Here is a 16,877-nt window from a genome sequence, read left to right as displayed (position 1 = left end):
GCTACTGGAACGCCCTTCGGGTATTTCAGCCCCGATTCATGGTGGGCTTTCCGTCCAGCGTGCTGGACATTGCGATGTTTGCACGGGAGAAGGGGCTCAAAGCGGACTGGGAAGTTGATGTCATGTTCCCGACTGCCGAGACTGTTCTGCCTGTCCACCGCGAGGTCATTGGCGAGGTATTCGGCTGCAAGCTCGTGGATCAGTATGCGTCCTCGGAAGGTGCGCCATTCATTCTTGAGTGCCCTAGCGGTCGCTTGCATGCGCACCCCCTGACCGGGGTGTTCGAGGTGTTGGATGAGAACGGGGCGCCAGCTCGCGAAGGCGAAATGGTCGTGACCTCCTTCACCACCCGGGGGACGCCTCTGATTCGGTACCGCATTGGTGACAGGTTACGATTGGCGTCGCCCCAGGACTGTTGCACGTGTGGTTGGAACTTTCCATTGGTTGACTGGATCGATGGACGGACAAGTGATTTCGTCTACTCGCCGGAGACCGGCCGAGTCAACCTTGGGAACCTGAGCAATTGCACCAAGGATGTGGAAGGCATTGTCTCGTTCCAGATCCAGCAGGACGAAGTGGATTCCATTCTGGTTCGAGTGGTAGGCGATCAGCGCTTTAATGACGCGCAGAGCGGACGGTTTGAAGAGGCCTTGAGGGTGCGCGTGGGAAAGGTCATGTCTATCCGTATTGAGCGCGTTGACGATATTCCTCGTGAGCGGAGTGGCAAGTTCAGGATCGTCAAAAACAGCCTTGCTGCGCGGGTACCGTGATGGGTGCGCTGCCTAGTTCGGCTCAGCGTATTCTCGTCGTTGCCAGCTATCCGGATTCCATTCTCAAGTTCCGCGGGCCACTGTTGGAGGCGATGGTGGCTGCTGGCTGGGATGTGCATATCGCGGCCCCGGCTGTCGATACCATGCCCGGGCTGCGTGAAGCTCTAGCGTCAAAGGGCATTGGCTTGCATTGCATCCCGTTGAACCGCACTGGAACGAATCCGATCGCGGACATTCGATTGGTCGTTGCGCTCCGTGGGTTGATGCGGGAGCTAAGGCCCGCAGTGGTGCTGCCCTATACGATCAAGCCCGTGATCTACGGGACCATAGCGGCCTGGATGGCAGGCGTCCCCAGGCGCTTCGCGCTGGTGACCGGACTCGGCTATGCGTTCACCGGTAATCGCCAGGGCATCGTCAAGCGGGTCGTGACCAGTCTGTATCGGTTTGCACTCGGCCGGACCCACATGGTGTTCTTCCAGAATCCTGACGACGAGCGGCTGTTCCGGGACCTGGGTATCGCGCCGGCGCGGACCCCTTCGATGGTCGTCAATGGTTCAGGCGTGGATGTGGCGGCTTTCCCGGTCGCGTCGCTGCCTGGCAGTCCCATCGTCTTCCTGTTGATCGGCCGCCTGCTGGGCGACAAGGGTGTGCGCGAATTCGCAGAGGCGGCTCGCGAGGTCAAGGCCTTGAACCCGGAGGTTCGATTCCACGTTGTGGGCTGGATCGACAGCAATCCAGATGCCATTGCCCAGTCGGAGCTGGATGCTTGGGTCGCTGAGGGCACGCTCGAGTTTCTCGGCAAGGTGGACGACGTACGCCCGGCCATCGCAGCCAGTACGGTCTACGTACTGCCGTCCTACCGCGAAGGCACCCCGCGCACGGTCCTGGAAGCCATGGCCATGGGCCGCCCTATCATCACCACCGATGCCCCGGGTTGTCGCGAGACGGTTATGGACGGCGACAATGGTTTCCTGGTCCCGGTGCAGTCGGTGGATGCGCTGGTGGAAGCCATGCTGAAGTTCATCGAGGATCCAGCGCTCGCCCAGCGCATGGGGCGGCGGTCACGGCAGATTGCAGAGGACAAGTACGACGTGCACAAGGTCAATGCGGTGATGTTGCGGGAGATGGGCATCACCAGAGCCGGGACGGAAGGGGAGGCGCAGGCGTGACGCAGCAGGCAGCACAGTTCCAGGCCGTGGTGGATCTGGTGCGCTCGACGCACGGCGATGGTTTCATCCCCCTTCACCGCCCCGTCTTCGAAGGTAACGAACGGCAGTACCTGGTCGACTGCATCGACTCAAACTTCGTCTCCTCCGTGGGCGCGAAGGTCATCGAGTTCGAGCAGCACATCGCAGCTTTCACCGGCGCGAAGTACGCCATTGCCACTGTTAACGGCACCGCCGCCCTCCACGTTGCCCTGCAGTTGGCCGACGTCCAGCGCGACGACGAGGTCATCACCCAGGCCCTCACCTTCATCGCCACCTGCAATGCGCTCAGCTACGTCGGCGCCCATCCCGTGTTCGTGGATGTCGATCTCGACACGCTGGGCCTTGGCCCGGAGGCGCTGCGCCGCTGGCTGTCCGAACACGCCGAGCTGCGCGACGGCCAGGCCTGGAACCGCAGCACCGGCCGGCGCATCTCCGCATGCGTGCCCATGCACACCTTCGGCATTCCGCTGCGCATCGAGGAGATCGTGGCGATCTGCGGCGAGTACGGCATTGCCGTGGTCGAGGATGCCGCCGAATCCTTGGGCAGCTGGGTGGGTGACCGCCACACCGGCACCTTCGGCCGCCTGGCCACGCTCAGCTTCAACGGCAACAAGGTCATCACCACCGGCGGCGGCGGCATGATCATCACCGATGACGAGGAGCTGGCGCGGCGGGCCAAGCACCTGACCACCACCGCCAAGGTCCCACATCCCTACGAATTCGTGCACGACGAGATCGGCTACAACTACCGCCTGCCCAACCTCAACGCCGCACTGGGCTGCGCGCAGATGGAGCAGGTGCCGAAGATGCTGGAGATCAAGGCCGAGGTCGCCGCGCGCTACCGCGAGTTCTTCGCCGGCACGGAGGTCCGCTTCGTGGACCCGCTGCCCGGCACCACGGCCAACTACTGGTTGAACGCCATCGTGCTGGACTCCGAGGCCGACCGCGACGCCCTGTTGGAGTACACCAACAGCCGTGACGTGATGACCCGCCCTGTCTGGCGCCTGATGTCGCGCCTGCCCATGTTCCAGCACTGCCAGAACGACGGGCTGGAGAACTCCCGATGGCTGGAGGCGCGGGTGGTGAATCTGCCGTCCAGCGTTCCTGAAAGCGAATTCCCGAGGTTGCGTGCTTGAACATTCTTGACCTGATCGGCCGCACCGCGCCGCTCTTCGACATCGACATCCAGCACCACGAGGCCGAACTCTCCGGCCTGGTGCAATCCAGTCGCTTCCTCGTGATCGGTGGCGCCGGCTCCATCGGCCAGGCGGTCACGCGCGAGATCTTCAAGCGCAAGCCGCGTGCGCTGCACGTAGTCGACATCAGCGAAAACAACATGGTCGAGCTGGTGCGGGACATCCGCAGCACGCTGGGCTATATCGATGGCGACTTCCGCACCTTCGCCATCGACTGCGGCAGCCGCGAGTTCGCCGCGCTGATGGCGGCCGGGCAGGGCTACGACTACGTGCTCAACCTCTCCGCGCTCAAGCACGTGCGCAGCGAGAAGGACCCGTTCACCCTGATGCGGCTGATCGAGGTGAACGTGCTCAACACCATCAGCACCATCGCCCAGGCGCAGGCGGGCGGAGCGCGCAAGTACTTCTGCGTGTCCACCGACAAGGCCGCCAACCCGGTCAACATGATGGGCGCCAGCAAGCGGATCATGGAGATGTTCCTGATGCGCGCGAGCTTGGAGCTGCCGATTTCGACGGCGCGGTTTGCGAACGTGGCGTTCTCGGATGGGTCGCTGCTGCATGGGTTCAACCAGCGGTTCGCGAAGCGGCAGCCGATTTCGGCGCCCAATGACGTGCGGCGGTACTTTGTGACGCCGCAGGAGTCGGGGGAGCTGTGCCTGAGTTCGTGCCTGCTTGGCGGCAACCGGGACATCTTTTTTCCGAAGCTCAGCGAAGAGCTGGACCTGACGCGATTCTCGGACATCGCCGTGCGTTACCTGGAGTCGCTGGGCTTCGAGCCGCACGAGTGCGCGAGCGAGGATGAGGCGCGCGACCGCGCGGAAGAGCTGATCGCAGCCAAGAAGTGGCCGGTCTACTTCTTCGCCAGCGACACCACGGGTGAGAAGGACTTCGAGGAGTTCTTCACCGACGCCGAGACGCTGGACATGGAGCGCTTCGAGAACATCGGCGTGATCCTGAATGAGCCGACGTTCGACGACACCCGACTGGAGCATTTCCTGACCACGATCAACACGATCCGCTCAGGCGCGACCTGGGACAAGCCCGAGATCGTGGAGCTCTTCAACCACATGATTCCCGACTTCGCCCACAAGGAAACGGGAAAGTACCTCGACAGCAGGATGTGACATGCAGCGTTTGCTCGATATCGTCTTCTCGGGGCTGGCATTGCTGGTCCTATCCCCCTTGCTGGTGCCCATCGCGATCATCCTGCGCCTGACCGGCGAGGGTGAGGTGTTCTACGTGCAGCAGCGCATCGGCCAGGGCGGCGGCACGTTCGGCCTTTACAAGTTCGCCACCATGCTCAAGAACAGCCCGAGCCTCGGCACCGGCACGGTCACGGTGAAGAACGACCCGCGGGTGCTGCCGATCGGCCGCTTCCTGCGCAAGACCAAGATCAACGAGTTGCCGCAACTGCTGAACATCTTCAAGGGCGACATGAGCATTGTTGGCCCGCGCCCGCAGACGCAGCGTTGCTTCGATGCATTCCCGGCGCGGTCGCAGGCCGAAATCATGAAAGTGCGCCCCGGCCTGTCCGGCATCGGCTCCATCGTCTTCCGCGACGAAGAAGACCTGATGCACGCCAGCGCCGAACCCGAGCGCTTCTACGACGACGTGATCATGCCGTACAAGGGCGCGCTGGAAGAGTGGTATGTCGCCAACCAGGGGCTGGGTACCTACCTCAAGTGCATCGTGCTGACGGCTTGGGTCGTGCTGGTGCCCGGTTCGACGGTGTTCTGGCGCGCGTTCCGCGGTTTGCCCATGCCGCCGCGCGAGCTGGTGGTCGCGGGCGGTGCCGTGGGCGCCCCCGCGGCTGCATCCTCGCCGGCTTCGGCAACCGCCACCGAATGACACCGCGCGAGCGCTACCGCCAGGTGGCAGCGCTGCATGTGCGCTGCCTCGATCAGGGCTTCCTGGCCACGCTGGGCGAGGGCTTCCTGGCCCAGATGTACGAGGCGATCGACCGAGCCGACGAAACGATCCTCATCACGGAGGTGCGGGACGGACAGGTGGCGGGCTTCATCACTGGTGGGACCGGCATGGCCCCGATCTACCGGCGGATGCTGCGGCAGCCGCTGAGGCTCGGCCTGGCGCTGGTTCCGGCGCTGGCGCGGCCGGCGAAGTTGCGGCGAATCATCGAGATCCTGCGCTATTCCGGCGAGAACGGGCTGCCCGCTGATGCGCCCAAGGCAGAGCTGTTGAGTCTTGCGGTCGCGCCCGAGTGGCGTGGCAAGGCCATCGCCGACAGTCTCTACGCGCGGATGGCCGAGCGTTTTCGCGGGCAGGGCGTTGACGCCTTCCGGATCATCGTCGGGGCCCCATTGGCGCCTGCGCACCGGTTTTATCGGCGGATGGGTGCGACTCCCGTTGGTGAGGTCGAGGTGCACGCGGGCGAGGCGTCGACGGTGTATGTGCATCGCGCCTGACGTGGGCGCCATGCGGCGTGCGAGGCCGCCATGCAGCTGACTGACGTGCTGCTTGCCGTGCTGGCCCTGGCCGTGGGCCTGGCGCTGGCATGGCGCGCCAGCGGACTGGCGAGGCTGCTGGTGTTCGGCTCAGCGGTGCTGGTCTCGGGTCTGCTCTTCATGCCCGGCGAACAGATCACGGGACTCGTGGGCAAGGACGGCATCCGCTCGCTCAGGGCGCTTGCAGGCCTGACCCCCTGGGACATTTCCGAGCTGACCCACTTCTTCATTTTTGTGTGGCTGGGTTTGCTGCTGTGGCTCGCACGCCCGGACATGCGGGGATGGAAGGCCTGGGGGCTGGTGGTGGTGCTGGCGGTTGCGGCGGAAGTGGCGCAGGGGCTTGCTCCGGCCCGGGAGCCACGTCTTGATGACGTGCTGCTCAACCTTGCAGGCGGGATGGCCGGGCTGCTGCTGGCGATTGCGGGCATGGCCTTGACGCGCCCACGCCGCAACAGGGGCAACATGGCACCCTGACGGCGCGCACCGCCACGCAACCGAGGAGCGACCCATGTGCTATTCGGCCCTCGTCTACGCCGAAATCCGCAAACTCGAACGTATCCTCGGCGTCAGGATCGACCCCGACTGGTACGTCGAGGAATTCTGGATCCGCAAGGGCAAGGACCCCGGCAAGCGCCGCAGGATGCCCCGCGCGGTCGAGCGCGAGGCCATGGCGCTCGCACCGCCTGGCATCGCCGCCGCGGTGCGCGCCGCCGACCAGGCCGAGATCGACCAGCTGACCCAGCTCGTCTTCGCCCAGCGCAAGCGCGTGGCAGACGCAGAGCGTTCACTGCAGGCCCGGGAGACGAAGAAGGCGCGCGAGGACATCCGCATCGGCACCGGCAAGGTCGAAGCCGCGATGCGTCGCCTGGAGGAACTCCGCAAGCCGCCGGCCGATGCCGGCGTCGGCCGCATCTATCCGGGCTACTGGTGTCCGGTCGTCATCCGCGAGTACGGCCGCTACGTCGCGCGCCTCATGCGCTACCAGTGCCGGCTGCCCGACTGGACCGAGGCCATCGAGCGCAAGTATCCCGGCACCTACAACGCCCGCCGCGACAAGCTGGAGAAGTCCTGGGGCAAGGTCTTCGGCCACGGCCACGGCGTGATGGTGGCCAGCGCCTTCTACGAGCACGTCGACCGCGGCGGCCAGGACCAAGTGCTTGAGTTCCGGCCCAGCGACGGCCGCGACATGATCGCCGCCTGCCTGTGGACGCGCACCACGGAACAGGACGGCTCGGAGCTGTACTCCTTCGCCGCCATCACCGACGAGCCGCAGGCCGAAGTGGCCGCGGCGGGGCATGACCGCTGCATCGTGCCGATCAGGCAGCAGAACCTGGAGGCCTGGCTGACGCCGGATGCGGGGAACCTGGCGGCGCTGCACGCGATCCTGGATGACCGGGAGCGGCCGTATTACGCGCATCGCGAAGCGGCGTGAGTGGCCAACTGCGCAGAAGCCCGGGCCGCGGGCGCGGCTCCGGTCCGGCGCGGCGAGCCCGGCTATGGCCCGCATCTGGACCGCGACAACGATGGCGTGGGATGCGAGCCGTATCGCGGCAGGTAGACGCAACGCCGCGGTAAAAGGAAAGTCGACTGGTGGAACGGTTCGTGACGATTTCATGACTTCGTTCCGGATGTGAGGCCTCCATGTTCTGGGATGTGACTCACAGAACACAGGAGCTCCAACCATGAACACCACCAAGCTGCTTACCGGTACCGTCCTTGCCGCCGCCCTCGGCGCGCTGTCCTTCGGCGCCCAGGCCGCGGAGCCCGTCGGCTGGTATGCCGGCGCCGGCGTTGGCCAGTCGTCGATCGACGAAGGCGTGATTGACGAAGAAGAAACCGGCTTCCAGGTCTTCGGCGGCTACCAGCTGCACCCGAACTGGGGCTTCGAACTGGGCTACACCGACTTCGGCAAGATCGAGTACGGCAACGTGGCTTCGCTGGAAGCCGACACGGTGTCGCTGGTCGCGGTCGGCACGGTGCCCTTCACTGACAAGTTCTCGGGCTACGCGAAGGCTGGTATGCACAGCTGGGACGCCGACGCCCGCGCGGCCGGCATCGGCAGCTTTTCGGACGACGGCACCGACCCGACCTACGGCCTGGGCCTGCAGTACCGCTTCACCGACACCTTCGCGCTGCGCGGTGAGTACAGCCGCTTCGAGATGGACGACGTGGACGTGGACCTGGCGCAGGTGCAGGTGCGCTTCGATTTCTGATCCCCAGCGGGCATCACAGCAGGACAGCAGGCCGGGAATTCCCGGCCTGCTTGCGTTTGGAGTTGGCGTGGACCCTGCCGATCAGCCTCCCCCGCAGCGCCGCATGATCGTGTCCGCCGCCGGAGTTCCGGCAACGATCCATCCATCCTGCAGGAGCGGGAAAGTCTCCTCGAACACCGTGCGGCCGGCTTGTGTGCTTCGCCCTATCGACTCGATGCCGGTGTTGAGCACAAAGGAAGGCAAACCCAGGCTGTGCAGCCGACCCAGACTCACGAGCTGTGCGCACAAGGCATGGCGATGGGCCCGGACTTCGGCCTCCATTCCCGCCGGCTCGTCAACGCCGCGCGCATGGTCGAGGATATGGCTGCCTTCGTGCGCAACGATCTCCGCAACCAGCGAAAGCGTCCGCTGGCGGTCATCGAACAAGGGCACGGCGAGGGAGATGCGGGGATGCCGGGACAGGGCCACCGATCGGCGCCAGGCGGCCTTGTCGCCCGGAACGACATGAAGTTGGACCCGCAAGCCGATGGACGCATGGTCGCCCCCGGTGGCATCAAGATAATCCAGGCTGCGGCTGGCCACTCTGCAGGCCTCCGCAAGAAGAGGGCCATGGTCACTGATGTCTTCTCCCATCCGGATGGACACCCTCCTGTCCGCACACTTGGCCACAGGGAGAAATCTGGCGATGCCGCCGTCGCCGGGAAGGTGGAAGTAGCTGTACACCTGCCAGAACGGGCGACCTGGGCGCATGACAAGCACCCCATGCATTCCTTCGCGTGCGAGAGGTGGAGACCCTTCGGGCACGGCCTGAAACGGACGCGTCGATACGCAGCCAACGGTCAGGAGGAGCGTCGCGATGGCCGTGGCCGCCGCGCTCGCAGACGCCCGAGTTGGAGCGTGCCTATGCATACATCCTCACGTGCGAAGGCGCTTCGCAGACTGCCAGCTCACAACATGCAACACGAGGAAGACCAGGAAGGCCAAGCCATCTGGTCCGTCCACGGCAAGCGCGCAAGCCACAAGGACGGAGATTGCAGACGTCGCCAGGACACTGATCGCCACTTGCCTTCCCCCCGAGGTTTGAGCGCAGCGTACCCGTAGGTGATGAAACGGGGGAAGGTGGGCATCGGCGGGCTCGGCGAGCGACTTGAGCGCAGGGTTGATTTTGACTAGACTAGATTAGCTTAGTCCTAATCAGAGGCCCGCCATGTCCACCGTCAACATCCACGAAGCCAAGACCCACCTTTCGCGCATCGTGGAGCGGGTAGCGGCGGGCGAAACCGTGGTCATTGCCAAGGCGGGCAAGCCGGTGGTGAAGGTGATGCGGATAGGCGCGCCGGAAGCCGGGGAAGTCCAGCGGCTTGGATTCTTGCAGGGTGCTTTCTCAGTGCCGGACGACTTCGACCGCATGGGCGAGGACGAGATCGCCGCGCTGTTCGGCATGCCGGCATGAAGTACCTGCTCGATACCCACCTCTTGCTCTGGGCGGCCGCCGAGCCAAAGCGGCTCCCGAAAAAGGCGCGCACCCTTCTGGAAGACGCCAGCAACACCCTGTTGTTCAGCGCTGCCAGCTTGTGGGAGGTTGCGATCAAGGCCAACCTGGGGCGGCCTGATTTCGACGTGGAGCCGGGAGTTCTGCGCCGCGGGTTGCTGGACAACGGCTACGTGGAACTGCCGATCGTCAGCGAGCACGCCGTGGCCACTGGTACCCTGCCGCCGATCCATCGCGACCCGTTCGACCGCCTGCTCGTTGCTCAGGCGCAGGTGGAAGGCATCACTCTGCTGACCGCTGATCCGGTGGTGCTCCAGTACCCGGGGCCGATCCGCGGAGTTTGAAGGGTTCCGGCTTCTCCCAATTACACCGAGGATTTCTCTTTGACCTCCCACAAAGCATTCAAGGCCTACGACATCCGCGGCCGTGTACCCGATGAACTCGACGAATCCCTGGCCGCCCGCATCGGCATGGCCATGTCAGACCTGCTGCAGCCGGGCCCGGTCGTGCTCGGCCGCGACGTCCGCCTGAGCAGCCCGGCGCTGCAGGCGGCGCTGGCCGGCGGCTTCCGCGACGCGGGCCGCGACGTGATCGACATCGGCCTGTGCGGCACAGAGGAGGTCTATTTCCAGACCGATGCGCTGGGCGCGGCCGGCGGGGTGATGGTGACCGCCAGCCACAATCCGATGGACTACAACGGCATGAAGCTGGTGCGCGAGGGCGCGCGCCCGATCAGCGGCGACACCGGGCTGTTCACGATCCGCGACGCGGCGCTGGCCGCCGATGCGCCGGCGGCTGCGGCCACGCGCGGCGGCGAGCGCGCGATGGGCGACAAGTCGGCGTACTTCCAGCGCCTGCTGGGCTACGTTGAAGGCGTGGCGCTGAAGCCCTTGAAGATCGTGACCAACGCCGGCAACGGCGGCGCCGGCGCGGTGATCGACGGGCTGGCGCCGCACCTGCCGTTCGAGTTCATCCGCGTGCACCACGAGCCCGACGGCAGCTTCCCGCACGGCATCCCCAATCCGCTGCTGCCCGACAGCCGCGCGGCCACCGCGGACGCGGTACGTGCGCACGGTGCGGACCTGGGCGTGGCCTGGGACGGCGACTTCGACCGCTGCTTCTTCTTCGATGCCGACGGCCGCTTCATCGAGGGCTATTACCTGGTGGGGCTGCTGGCGAAGGCGCTGCTGGCCAAGCACCAGGGTGGCAAGGTGATCCACGATCCGCGCCTGGTCTGGAACACCATCGAGATGGTGCAGCAGGCCGGCGGCGTGCCGGTGGTCAGCAAGACCGGGCATGCCTTCATCAAGGAGCGCATGCGCGCCGAGGATGCGATCTACGGCGGCGAGATGAGCGCGCACCATTACTTCCGCGACTTCGCGTTCTGCGATTCGGGCATGGTGCCGTGGCTCTTGATCGCGTCGCTGATTTCCAGCAGCGGACTGTCGCTGGCGGAGCTGGTGGAGGACCGGATGCGCAAGTTCCCGTGCAGCGGCGAGGTCAACTTCACCGTGACCGACGCGCCGGCGGCGATCGCGGCGGTGCTGGCACGCTACGCGCCGCTGGATCCGGTGCTGGACCATACCGATGGCCTGTCGGCCGACTTTGGCGAGTGGCGGTTCAACCTGCGCAGCTCGAACACCGAGCCGCTGGTGCGCTTGAACGTGGAGTCGCGCGGCAATGCGGCGCTGGTTGCCGAGCGCGTGGCGGAGATCAGGGAGTTGATGGAGGCCTGATGGTTCACGGGTGCTGACAGACAGGCCGGGGTGGGAGCGGCTTTTGTGGGAGCAGCTTTTGTGGGAGCGGCTATAGCCGCGAATGCCTTCCCGCCATGATGAGGGCGGCTATCGCCGCTCCCACACAAAGGCATAAAATACAAAATTAACTTGCATTTAAGACTGACAAGAGTAATTTAATTTTGTATGGCCAAGCGCACGCCTCCTGTGATGCCCCGCGCCCAGCGCCAAGTCCGACTGCTGGGTGAGCGGCTGCGCGCGGCGCGCCTGCGTCGCGAGATGACACAGGCCGATCTGGCCGCCAGGGTGGGCGTGAGTGTCCCGACCTTGGCGAAACTGGAGAGCGGTGACCCCACCACGAGTCTGTCGACCATGCTCCGCGTGCTGACCGCGCTGGGTCTGGACCGGGACATCGACCTGTTGGCCAAGGAGGACGCGCTGGGCCGGGAGCTGCAGGACAGCCGCCTTCGGCGACCCGGTGGCACAGGCGGAGGCCTGACATGAATGTGTCAGGCGTGGCCGCGAATACCGTCGATCAGGTGGAGGTCTGGCTGGACGATGCCGTGCTTGGTGGAGCGGCCCTGGTCGGCCACTTGGCCCGCAGGCCCAGCCGCACCGGCGACACGATCCATTTCCAGTACGTGGCCGACTGGATCGAGCGCAGTGGGCCGATCCGCAGCTTCGACCTGGATCCGCAGCTACCGAGGCACCAGGGTACCTTGATCGCACGCAGTGGCGCCGGCGATCTGGTCGGGGCTTTCCTCGATTGTTCGCCCGACCGCTGGGGCAAGCGCCTCATGGATCGGCGCGAAGTCATCATCGCGCGCGAGGAGGGGCGTCGGGCGCGCGCACTCCGTGCCTGGGACTACCTGCTTGGGGTCAATGACGAATCCAGGATGGGCGCGCTGCGCTTTCGCGAAGAAGGCGGCCGGTATCTGGACGACCATGGGCTGAGCGCGCCACCGATGGCGGATCTTCGCGAGCTGGAAGCGATTGCCGTGCGCGTGGAGCGAGGTGACGTTGACGACAGCGATTACGACATCCGGTGGATCAAGCAGCTGGTCGCGCCAGGCGCATCGCTGGGTGGAGCGAGGCCAAAAGCCAGCGTGCGCGACCCTGATGGTGCGCTGTGGCTCGCCAAATTTCCGTCCAGCGATGATCGCCATGACGTCGGGCTTTGGGAATTCGTCTGCCATCATCTGGCACGGGCCGCGGGGATCAGCATGCCGGCGGCGCGGCCGCTGGTGCTGTCGGGACTCGGCACGACCTACGCCGTGCAGCGTTTCGACCGGGGGCCGGGGCGGCGGGCCTATGCGTCCGCATTCACCCTCCTCGACGCGGACCACAGCGAGGGCGTGAGCTATGTGGAACTGGCGCACGCGATCGAGAACCAGGGTGTGCCGGCAGCGATTGAAGAGGACTTGAGCCAGCTGTTCCGCCGCGTGGCGTTCAACGTGTTGGTCGGCAACCGTGACGATCACCTGCGTAACCACGGCTTTCTGCGCGAACCAGATGGCTGGCGTCTGTCGCCGGCGTTCGACGTGAACCCGAATCCGGACAAAGACGCACACGTGCTGGCCATCGGTCTGGACGACCCGAGCCCGGATACGCGCTTGCTACTTGGAACCCACGACTATTACCGCCTGTCGAAGGCGGCGGCCGACGGAATAATCTCGGAAGTGCGCGCGGCGTTGAGTGGCTGGCAAGGCACGGCGCGCAGGTGCGGTGCGCATGCCGCGGAGATCGCGGGAATGGAGGCTGTCATCGACCCTACCCGCTGATTGCAGGGGCACCGATTACGGATCAGCGGTGGGGTTGCCGGGCTTCAGCGCGGCAAGCGCTGCGGTGCGGGCTTCGGCCAGGTCGACGATGGGGCTTGCGGGGTAGTCGCCCGTGGCGGCGCGCTCGGCACTTGTTGCAAGCCACGGCGCATGGCGCGCAGCTGGCGGCAGGCCGCGCAGCTCCGGGATCCAGCGCGCGATGTATTCGCCTTGGGGATCGAACTTCCGTGCCTGCAGCACGGGGTTGAAGATGCGGAAGTAGGGTGCGGCGTCGACGCCGGTGCCGGCGACCCACTGCCAGCCGAGGGTGTTGTTGGCGAGGTCGGCGTCGACCAGGGTGTCCCAGAACCAGCGGGCGCCGTGCAGCCAATGCATGCGCAGGTGCTTGCCCAGGAAGCTGGCCGCGACCATGCGCACGCGGTTGTGCATCCAGCCGGTGGCCCAAAGTTCGCGCATGCCGGCGTCGACCAGGGGCACGCCGGTGCGGCCGCGCTGCCACGCGTGCAGCAGCTGCGGATCGGCCGCGGCCCAGGGAAAGTCGTTGAAACGCGGGTTGAAGTTGGCGTCGGTGGTGTGGGGGAAGTGGTGCAGCACGTGCTGGGCGAATTCGCGCCAGGCGAGCTGGCGGACGTAGGCGCTGCGCTCTTCGGGCGCGCCGGCGGCGGCGAGTTCGGCAACGATGCGCCAGGGGCTGATTTCGCCGAAGTGCAGGTGCGGCGAGAGCCGCGAGGTCAGGCTGGCGGCGGGCAGGTCGCGGCCGGCGCTGTAGTCCTGCAGGCCGTCGGCGATGAAGACGCGCAGGGCGGCATCGGCGCCGCGTTCGCCGGGCGTCCACCGCTGCCAGAAACCGGCGTCCCAGCCACGGGTGGGCTGCAGCGCGAGGGCGTCGATGGTGGTTTCGTCGCGCAGCGCTGCGGCCGGTGGCAGAGTGTCGGGCGCGGGCCGGGGCGCGCGCGGGTTCCAGGCGCGCTGGGCGGCGTTCCAGAACGGGGTGAAGACGCGGAAGGGGTCGCCGCCGCGGGTTTCGACCTGCCAGGGTTCGAACAAGAGGCTGCCGTTCCAGGCTTCGGCACGGAGGCCGGCCGAGCGCAGCGCGCGGCGGATGCGGGTGTCGCGGGCGTCGATGGCGGGTTCGTGGCGGCGGTTCCAGAACACCGCGGCGGCGCCGGTGGCGTCGGCGATGGACTGCAGCACGGCCAGGCTGTCGCCGGCGAACACGTGCAGGCGCGAGCCGCGCTCGCGCAGGTCGGCGTCGAGTGCGTGCAGGGCGCGGTGCCGCCACGTGTCCGACGCCGCGCCCGGTGCCCACGCCCCGTCTTCGTGCGGGGCGTGGATGTACACCGGGAGCGGCGCGAGGTCGGCGTCCAGCGCCGCCTGCAGCGCGGGGTTGTCCCGCAGCCGCAGGTCGTCGCGGAACCAGATGAGCGCGGTAGCCGTCATCCGGGGCGGTTGATCGTCCGCAGCAGGGGCACGATCTGGTACAGCGCCGAGAGGCCCACCAGCACGTAGACGATGCGCGCCAGCATCGCGTCCTGGCCGCCGAAGATCGCGGCCACCAGGTCGAACTGCGCGGCGCCCACGAGGCCCCAGTTGATGCCGCCGACGATCACCAGCAGCAGGGTCACGATGTCGAGGGCCTTCATGGCATCAGCACCTTGTCGATGACGTGGGAGCGTGGCGACGCGGCCGCAGGATAGCTGCCGGCAACGACGTGGTAGGTGAGGATGGCGACCAGCTGGTCCTTGCTTTCGGGCTTCAGCAGCTCGTCCACGGTGCCCGCGGGCAGCGCGGCGAAGGCGGCGTCGGTGGGCGCGAACACGGTGAACGGACCGTCGCCCTTGAGGGTGTCGACCAGGCCGGCGGCGGTGAGGGCCGCGGCCAGGGTGTTGAACTGGCCGGCCCGTCAAAGCCGCTGGGGCGTGCGCGCGTGCGCGCGGTGGTGGAGGCGGCCTCGCTGGCGTCGTTGGCCTACCAGACCAGGTCGTCTGGCACCTGAAACTGCGCGTAGTAGGCGTCGTCTTCGGAGCTTGAGGCGGCGGGCTCGGTGCCGGCCGTCTGGCCGTGGTCGAGCACGATCATGTCGGGGTAGCGTTCGTGGACCTTGTCGGCCGCGGCGCGCGGCAGGAGTTCGTGGCGATCGCCCAGGCAGGCGATGACCAGCGCGCCAGAGGCCAGCAGGCGGCGCTGTTCGTCGTTGATGAGCAGGGTGCGGATGGCGCCGTCGGCGTTGAAGCGGTACTCGCTGTCGCCGGCGCGCGGCACTTTCTTGTCTTCGATGATCTGTCGGGCCTGGGCGCGCAGTTCGCCGGTGCGGGCCTGGGCTTTGCGCTCGGCGGCAAGGCTGCGGTCGCGTTCGGCCTTTTCCGCACGGGTGCGCTCGGCGTCCAGCGCGGCGTCACTGGGCGCGGCCGCGGCGGCGGCCCTGGCGTGACGGGCCACGTGCTGCTCGCGCGCGATTTCGGCCACCTTGGATTTCTTGACCAGGCCCGCTTTCAGCAGCTGTTCCTGCAGTGGATTCGCCTTGGCCATGTCGTCTTGTCCGGTGGGGGTGCCCGGCCATGATAGTGGGCCGGCAGGCGGCTTTGCCCATCGAGTGGGTGCGCGGGCAGCCACACACGATGCCGACGCGCCTTTTTGTGTAATGGCGCCATGCAACACGCCATTCGGCCAATGACTGATGCGTCCTTGCCCACGGTATGGACCGTGGGCCACTCGACGCGCAGCTGGGAGGACTTCCTGGCCGTGCTGGCGGCGCAGGACATCGGTGCCATCGCCGACGTGCGGCGCTTTCCGGGCTCACGCCGTTATCCCTGGTTCGCCAGCGAAGAGATGGCCAGGGCGCTGCCCGCCGCAGGGTTCGGCTATCAGTGGCTTCCGCAGCTGGGTGGCCGGCGCAAGGTGCAGCCGGGTTCGCCCAACGGCGCCTGGCGCAATGCGTCCTTCCAGGGCTATGCGGACCACCTGGCCAGCGCGGAATTCGCCGAAGGGCTGGCATTTGCGCTGGAAATGGCGTCGCGCACGCGCACGGCGCTGATGTGTGCCGAAGCGGTGTGGTGGCGCTGCCACCGGCGGCTGGTGGCCGACGTGCTGACGCACCGCGGCGGCGAGGTGCTGCACATCATCGATGCGACGCACGTCCAGCCGCATCCGATGCACCCCGACGCCCGGCCCAGCGGCGATCTGCTGATCTACCCGCCCGCGCAGGCCGGCCTGTTCGATCCCGCGTGACCACCGACCGCCCAACACCGGCTCTTGTAGGAGCAGCTATAGCTGCGATCCGGTCTGCCGATGCGGGTCGCAGCAGGTCGCAGCTATAGCTGCTCCTACAAACCCGGGTCCGCTCCGGCATAAAGGCGGCCCTGTCCGGCACAAAGCGGGTCCTGCGGCGCGGCTCTTTGGCAGAATAGGGGCGTGGACGACTCCTGGAAGACACTCGCGCGGGACTTCTATCGGCGGCATCCGGCGCTGGTGGCGCCGGAACTGCTGAACAAGATCCTGGTGCGCGCCGACGGGCGCGCGGGGCGCATCGTGGAGGTGGAGGCCTACGCCGGCAGCGAGGACGCGGCGGCGCATTCGTTCCGCGGGCAGACGGCGCGCAACGCGACGATGTTTGGCGAGCCGGGGCATCTGTATGTCTACTTCACCTACGGCATGCACTGGGGCTCGAACGCGGTCTGCGGCGAGCCCGGCGTGGGTTGGGGCGTGCTGCTGCGGGGCATGGAGCCGCTGCGCGGGCTGGATGCGATGCGTGCGCTGCGCCCGGCGGCACGCCGCGACCGCGACCTGGCCAGCGGACCGGGGAAGCTCTCGCAGGCCATGGGCCTGACCCGCGAGCAGGACGGCGCCGACCTGGTCACGGGCGCGCAGGGCGTGGCGATCGTGGACGATGGCACGCCGCCGCCGCAGGAACCGGCCACCGGGCCGCGTGTCGGGATCAGCAAGGCGATCGAACTGCCCTGGCGCTTCCATGTGCCGGGAAACCTGCACGTGTCCGCTCGACGAATCGCGTAGTTTTCCCG

At 66.7% G+C, this 16,877-nt stretch carries 21 protein-coding genes and 1 pseudogene; 17 read left to right on the top strand and 5 right to left on the bottom strand.

Going from position 1 to position 16,877, the window contains the following annotated elements:
* The 10 genes from WCD84_RS12230 to WCD84_RS12185 form a co-directional block, all read left to right on the top strand.
* Window positions 1-770 (top strand): hypothetical protein (locus WCD84_RS12230; RefSeq protein ID WP_343281526.1); only part of this gene is annotated, 770 nt, incomplete at its 5' end.
* Window positions 770-1,939: a glycosyltransferase family 4 protein gene (locus WCD84_RS12225; protein WP_343281525.1), complete on the top strand. Its 1,170-nt coding sequence runs from the start codon at window positions 770-772 to the stop codon at window positions 1,937-1,939. The genes WCD84_RS12230 and WCD84_RS12225, both read left to right, overlap by 1 nt.
* Complete coding sequence (locus WCD84_RS12220) at window positions 1,936-3,114, top strand: LegC family aminotransferase (RefSeq protein ID WP_343281524.1); 1,179 nt, start codon at window positions 1,936-1,938, stop codon at window positions 3,112-3,114. Before WCD84_RS12225 ends, WCD84_RS12220 begins: the two co-directional genes overlap by 4 nt.
* Window positions 3,111-4,298, top strand: a complete 1,188-nt coding sequence (locus WCD84_RS12215) for a UDP-N-acetylglucosamine 4,6-dehydratase (RefSeq protein WP_343281523.1) — start codon at window positions 3,111-3,113, stop codon at window positions 4,296-4,298. Before WCD84_RS12220 ends, WCD84_RS12215 begins: the two co-directional genes overlap by 4 nt.
* Window position 4,299: 1 nt before the next feature.
* Window positions 4,300-5,022: a sugar transferase gene (locus WCD84_RS12210; RefSeq protein WP_343281522.1), complete on the top strand. Its 723-nt coding sequence runs from the start codon at window positions 4,300-4,302 to the stop codon at window positions 5,020-5,022.
* Window positions 5,019-5,597, top strand: a complete 579-nt coding sequence (locus WCD84_RS12205) for a GNAT family N-acetyltransferase (protein WP_343281521.1) — start codon at window positions 5,019-5,021, stop codon at window positions 5,595-5,597. The genes WCD84_RS12210 and WCD84_RS12205 overlap by 4 nt, the downstream gene beginning before the upstream one ends.
* Window positions 5,598-5,627: 30 nt before the next feature.
* Window positions 5,628-6,110: a VanZ family protein gene (locus WCD84_RS12200; protein ID WP_343281520.1), complete on the top strand. Its 483-nt coding sequence runs from the start codon at window positions 5,628-5,630 to the stop codon at window positions 6,108-6,110.
* 34 nt (window positions 6,111-6,144) lie between these two features.
* Window positions 6,145-7,068, top strand: coding sequence for an SOS response-associated peptidase family protein (locus tag WCD84_RS12195; RefSeq protein ID WP_343281519.1), 924 nt, complete (start codon window positions 6,145-6,147; stop codon window positions 7,066-7,068).
* Complete coding sequence (locus WCD84_RS12190) at window positions 7,069-7,194, top strand: excalibur calcium-binding domain-containing protein (RefSeq protein ID WP_343255317.1); 126 nt, start codon at window positions 7,069-7,071, stop codon at window positions 7,192-7,194. It begins immediately after the preceding gene.
* Window positions 7,195-7,318: 124 nt separating this feature from the next.
* Window positions 7,319-7,849, top strand: a complete 531-nt coding sequence (locus WCD84_RS12185; RefSeq protein ID WP_343281518.1) for an outer membrane beta-barrel protein — start codon at window positions 7,319-7,321, stop codon at window positions 7,847-7,849.
* Between the two features lie 81 nt (window positions 7,850-7,930).
* Here the strand turns inward: WCD84_RS12185 and WCD84_RS12180 are convergent, their stop codons facing one another.
* Entirely contained in the window at window positions 7,931-8,431 is a 501-nt protein-coding gene (locus WCD84_RS12180) for a hypothetical protein (protein ID WP_343281517.1), read from the bottom strand.
* Window positions 8,432-9,056: 625 nt separating this feature from the next.
* On the opposite strand from WCD84_RS12180, the gene WCD84_RS12175 reads away from it, so the two are divergent.
* The 5 genes from WCD84_RS12175 (at window position 9,057) to WCD84_RS12155 (ending at window position 12,858) form a co-directional block, all read left to right on the top strand.
* Window positions 9,057-9,302 carry a type II toxin-antitoxin system Phd/YefM family antitoxin gene (locus WCD84_RS12175; protein ID WP_343281516.1) on the top strand — a complete coding sequence of 82 codons (246 nt, stop codon included), beginning with the start codon at window positions 9,057-9,059 and terminating at the stop codon, window positions 9,300-9,302.
* Entirely contained in the window at window positions 9,299-9,685 is a 387-nt protein-coding gene (locus WCD84_RS12170) for a type II toxin-antitoxin system VapC family toxin (protein WP_343281515.1), read from the top strand. The genes WCD84_RS12175 and WCD84_RS12170 overlap by 4 nt, the downstream gene beginning before the upstream one ends.
* Before the next feature lie 39 nt (window positions 9,686-9,724).
* Complete coding sequence (locus WCD84_RS12165; RefSeq protein WP_343281514.1) at window positions 9,725-11,077, top strand: phosphomannomutase; 1,353 nt, start codon at window positions 9,725-9,727, stop codon at window positions 11,075-11,077.
* A gap of 186 nt (window positions 11,078-11,263) precedes the next feature.
* Window positions 11,264-11,581, top strand: a complete 318-nt coding sequence (locus tag WCD84_RS12160) for a helix-turn-helix transcriptional regulator (RefSeq protein WP_343255322.1) — start codon at window positions 11,264-11,266, stop codon at window positions 11,579-11,581.
* A complete protein-coding gene (locus tag WCD84_RS12155; protein WP_343255323.1) occupies window positions 11,578-12,858 on the top strand; it encodes a type II toxin-antitoxin system HipA family toxin in 1,281 nt (426 codons plus the stop codon). The genes WCD84_RS12160 and WCD84_RS12155 overlap by 4 nt, the downstream gene beginning before the upstream one ends.
* A gap of 15 nt (window positions 12,859-12,873) precedes the next feature.
* Here the strand turns inward: WCD84_RS12155 and WCD84_RS12150 are convergent, their stop codons facing one another.
* From WCD84_RS12150 to WCD84_RS12135, 4 genes and pseudogenes are all read right to left on the bottom strand, one after another.
* The gene (locus WCD84_RS12150; protein ID WP_343281513.1) at window positions 12,874-14,298 is read right to left on the bottom strand and encodes a cryptochrome/photolyase family protein; all 1,425 of its coding nucleotides are present in this window, start codon (window positions 14,296-14,298) and stop codon (window positions 12,874-12,876) included.
* Window positions 14,295-14,501, bottom strand: coding sequence for a DUF378 domain-containing protein (locus tag WCD84_RS12145; RefSeq protein WP_343281512.1), 207 nt, complete (start codon window positions 14,499-14,501; stop codon window positions 14,295-14,297). The genes WCD84_RS12150 and WCD84_RS12145 overlap by 4 nt, the downstream gene beginning before the upstream one ends.
* 38 nt (window positions 14,502-14,539) lie before the next feature.
* Window positions 14,540-14,740, bottom strand: a pseudogene (locus WCD84_RS12140) (fasciclin domain-containing protein); the annotation flags it as partial.
* A gap of 86 nt (window positions 14,741-14,826) precedes the next feature.
* Window positions 14,827-15,387 (bottom strand): DUF2058 domain-containing protein, encoded by a 561-nt coding sequence (locus tag WCD84_RS12135; RefSeq protein WP_343281511.1) that lies wholly within the window; start codon window positions 15,385-15,387, stop codon window positions 14,827-14,829.
* A gap of 141 nt (window positions 15,388-15,528) precedes the next feature.
* On the opposite strand from WCD84_RS12135, the gene WCD84_RS12130 reads away from it, so the two are divergent.
* Window positions 15,529-16,086: a DUF488 domain-containing protein gene (locus tag WCD84_RS12130; protein WP_343281510.1), complete on the top strand. Its 558-nt coding sequence runs from the start codon at window positions 15,529-15,531 to the stop codon at window positions 16,084-16,086.
* A gap of 183 nt (window positions 16,087-16,269) precedes the next feature.
* Window positions 16,270-16,869, top strand: coding sequence for a DNA-3-methyladenine glycosylase (locus WCD84_RS12125; RefSeq protein WP_343281509.1), 600 nt, complete (start codon window positions 16,270-16,272; stop codon window positions 16,867-16,869).
* The last annotated feature ends 8 nt before the right edge of the window (window positions 16,870-16,877 follow it).

Origin of the sequence: Luteimonas changyuni (genome assembly GCF_039548395.1) — a bacterium.
GTDB lineage: Bacteria > Pseudomonadota > Gammaproteobacteria > Xanthomonadales > Xanthomonadaceae > Luteimonas.
This window is presented reverse-complemented; position numbering and strand designations above follow the sequence as displayed.

What these genes read in the sequence shown, in the direction of transcription:
- WCD84_RS12175 (WP_343281516.1), top strand. Translation starts at nt 9,057, where the DNA reads ATGTCCACCGTCAACATCCACGAAGCCAAGACCCACCTTTCGCGCATC.
- WCD84_RS12170 (WP_343281515.1), top strand. Translation starts at nt 9,299, where the DNA reads ATGAAGTACCTGCTCGATACCCACCTCTTGCTCTGGGCGGCCGCCGAG.
- WCD84_RS12135 (WP_343281511.1), bottom strand. Translation starts at nt 15,387, where the DNA reads ATGGCCAAGGCGAATCCACTGCAGGAACAGCTGCTGAAAGCGGGCCTG.
- WCD84_RS12150 (WP_343281513.1), bottom strand. Translation starts at nt 14,298, where the DNA reads ATGACGGCTACCGCGCTCATCTGGTTCCGCGACGACCTGCGGCTGCGG.
- WCD84_RS12185 (WP_343281518.1), top strand. Translation starts at nt 7,319, where the DNA reads ATGAACACCACCAAGCTGCTTACCGGTACCGTCCTTGCCGCCGCCCTC.
- WCD84_RS12145 (WP_343281512.1), bottom strand. Translation starts at nt 14,501, where the DNA reads ATGAAGGCCCTCGACATCGTGACCCTGCTGCTGGTGATCGTCGGCGGC.
- WCD84_RS12205 (WP_343281521.1), top strand. Translation starts at nt 5,019, where the DNA reads ATGACACCGCGCGAGCGCTACCGCCAGGTGGCAGCGCTGCATGTGCGC.
- WCD84_RS12195 (WP_343281519.1), top strand. Translation starts at nt 6,145, where the DNA reads ATGTGCTATTCGGCCCTCGTCTACGCCGAAATCCGCAAACTCGAACGT.
- WCD84_RS12155 (WP_343255323.1), top strand. Translation starts at nt 11,578, where the DNA reads ATGAATGTGTCAGGCGTGGCCGCGAATACCGTCGATCAGGTGGAGGTC.
- WCD84_RS12200 (WP_343281520.1), top strand. Translation starts at nt 5,628, where the DNA reads ATGCAGCTGACTGACGTGCTGCTTGCCGTGCTGGCCCTGGCCGTGGGC.
- WCD84_RS12160 (WP_343255322.1), top strand. Translation starts at nt 11,264, where the DNA reads ATGGCCAAGCGCACGCCTCCTGTGATGCCCCGCGCCCAGCGCCAAGTC.
- WCD84_RS12225 (WP_343281525.1), top strand. Translation starts at nt 770, where the DNA reads ATGGGTGCGCTGCCTAGTTCGGCTCAGCGTATTCTCGTCGTTGCCAGC.
- WCD84_RS12210 (WP_343281522.1), top strand. Translation starts at nt 4,300, where the DNA reads ATGCAGCGTTTGCTCGATATCGTCTTCTCGGGGCTGGCATTGCTGGTC.
- WCD84_RS12130 (WP_343281510.1), top strand. Translation starts at nt 15,529, where the DNA reads ATGACTGATGCGTCCTTGCCCACGGTATGGACCGTGGGCCACTCGACG.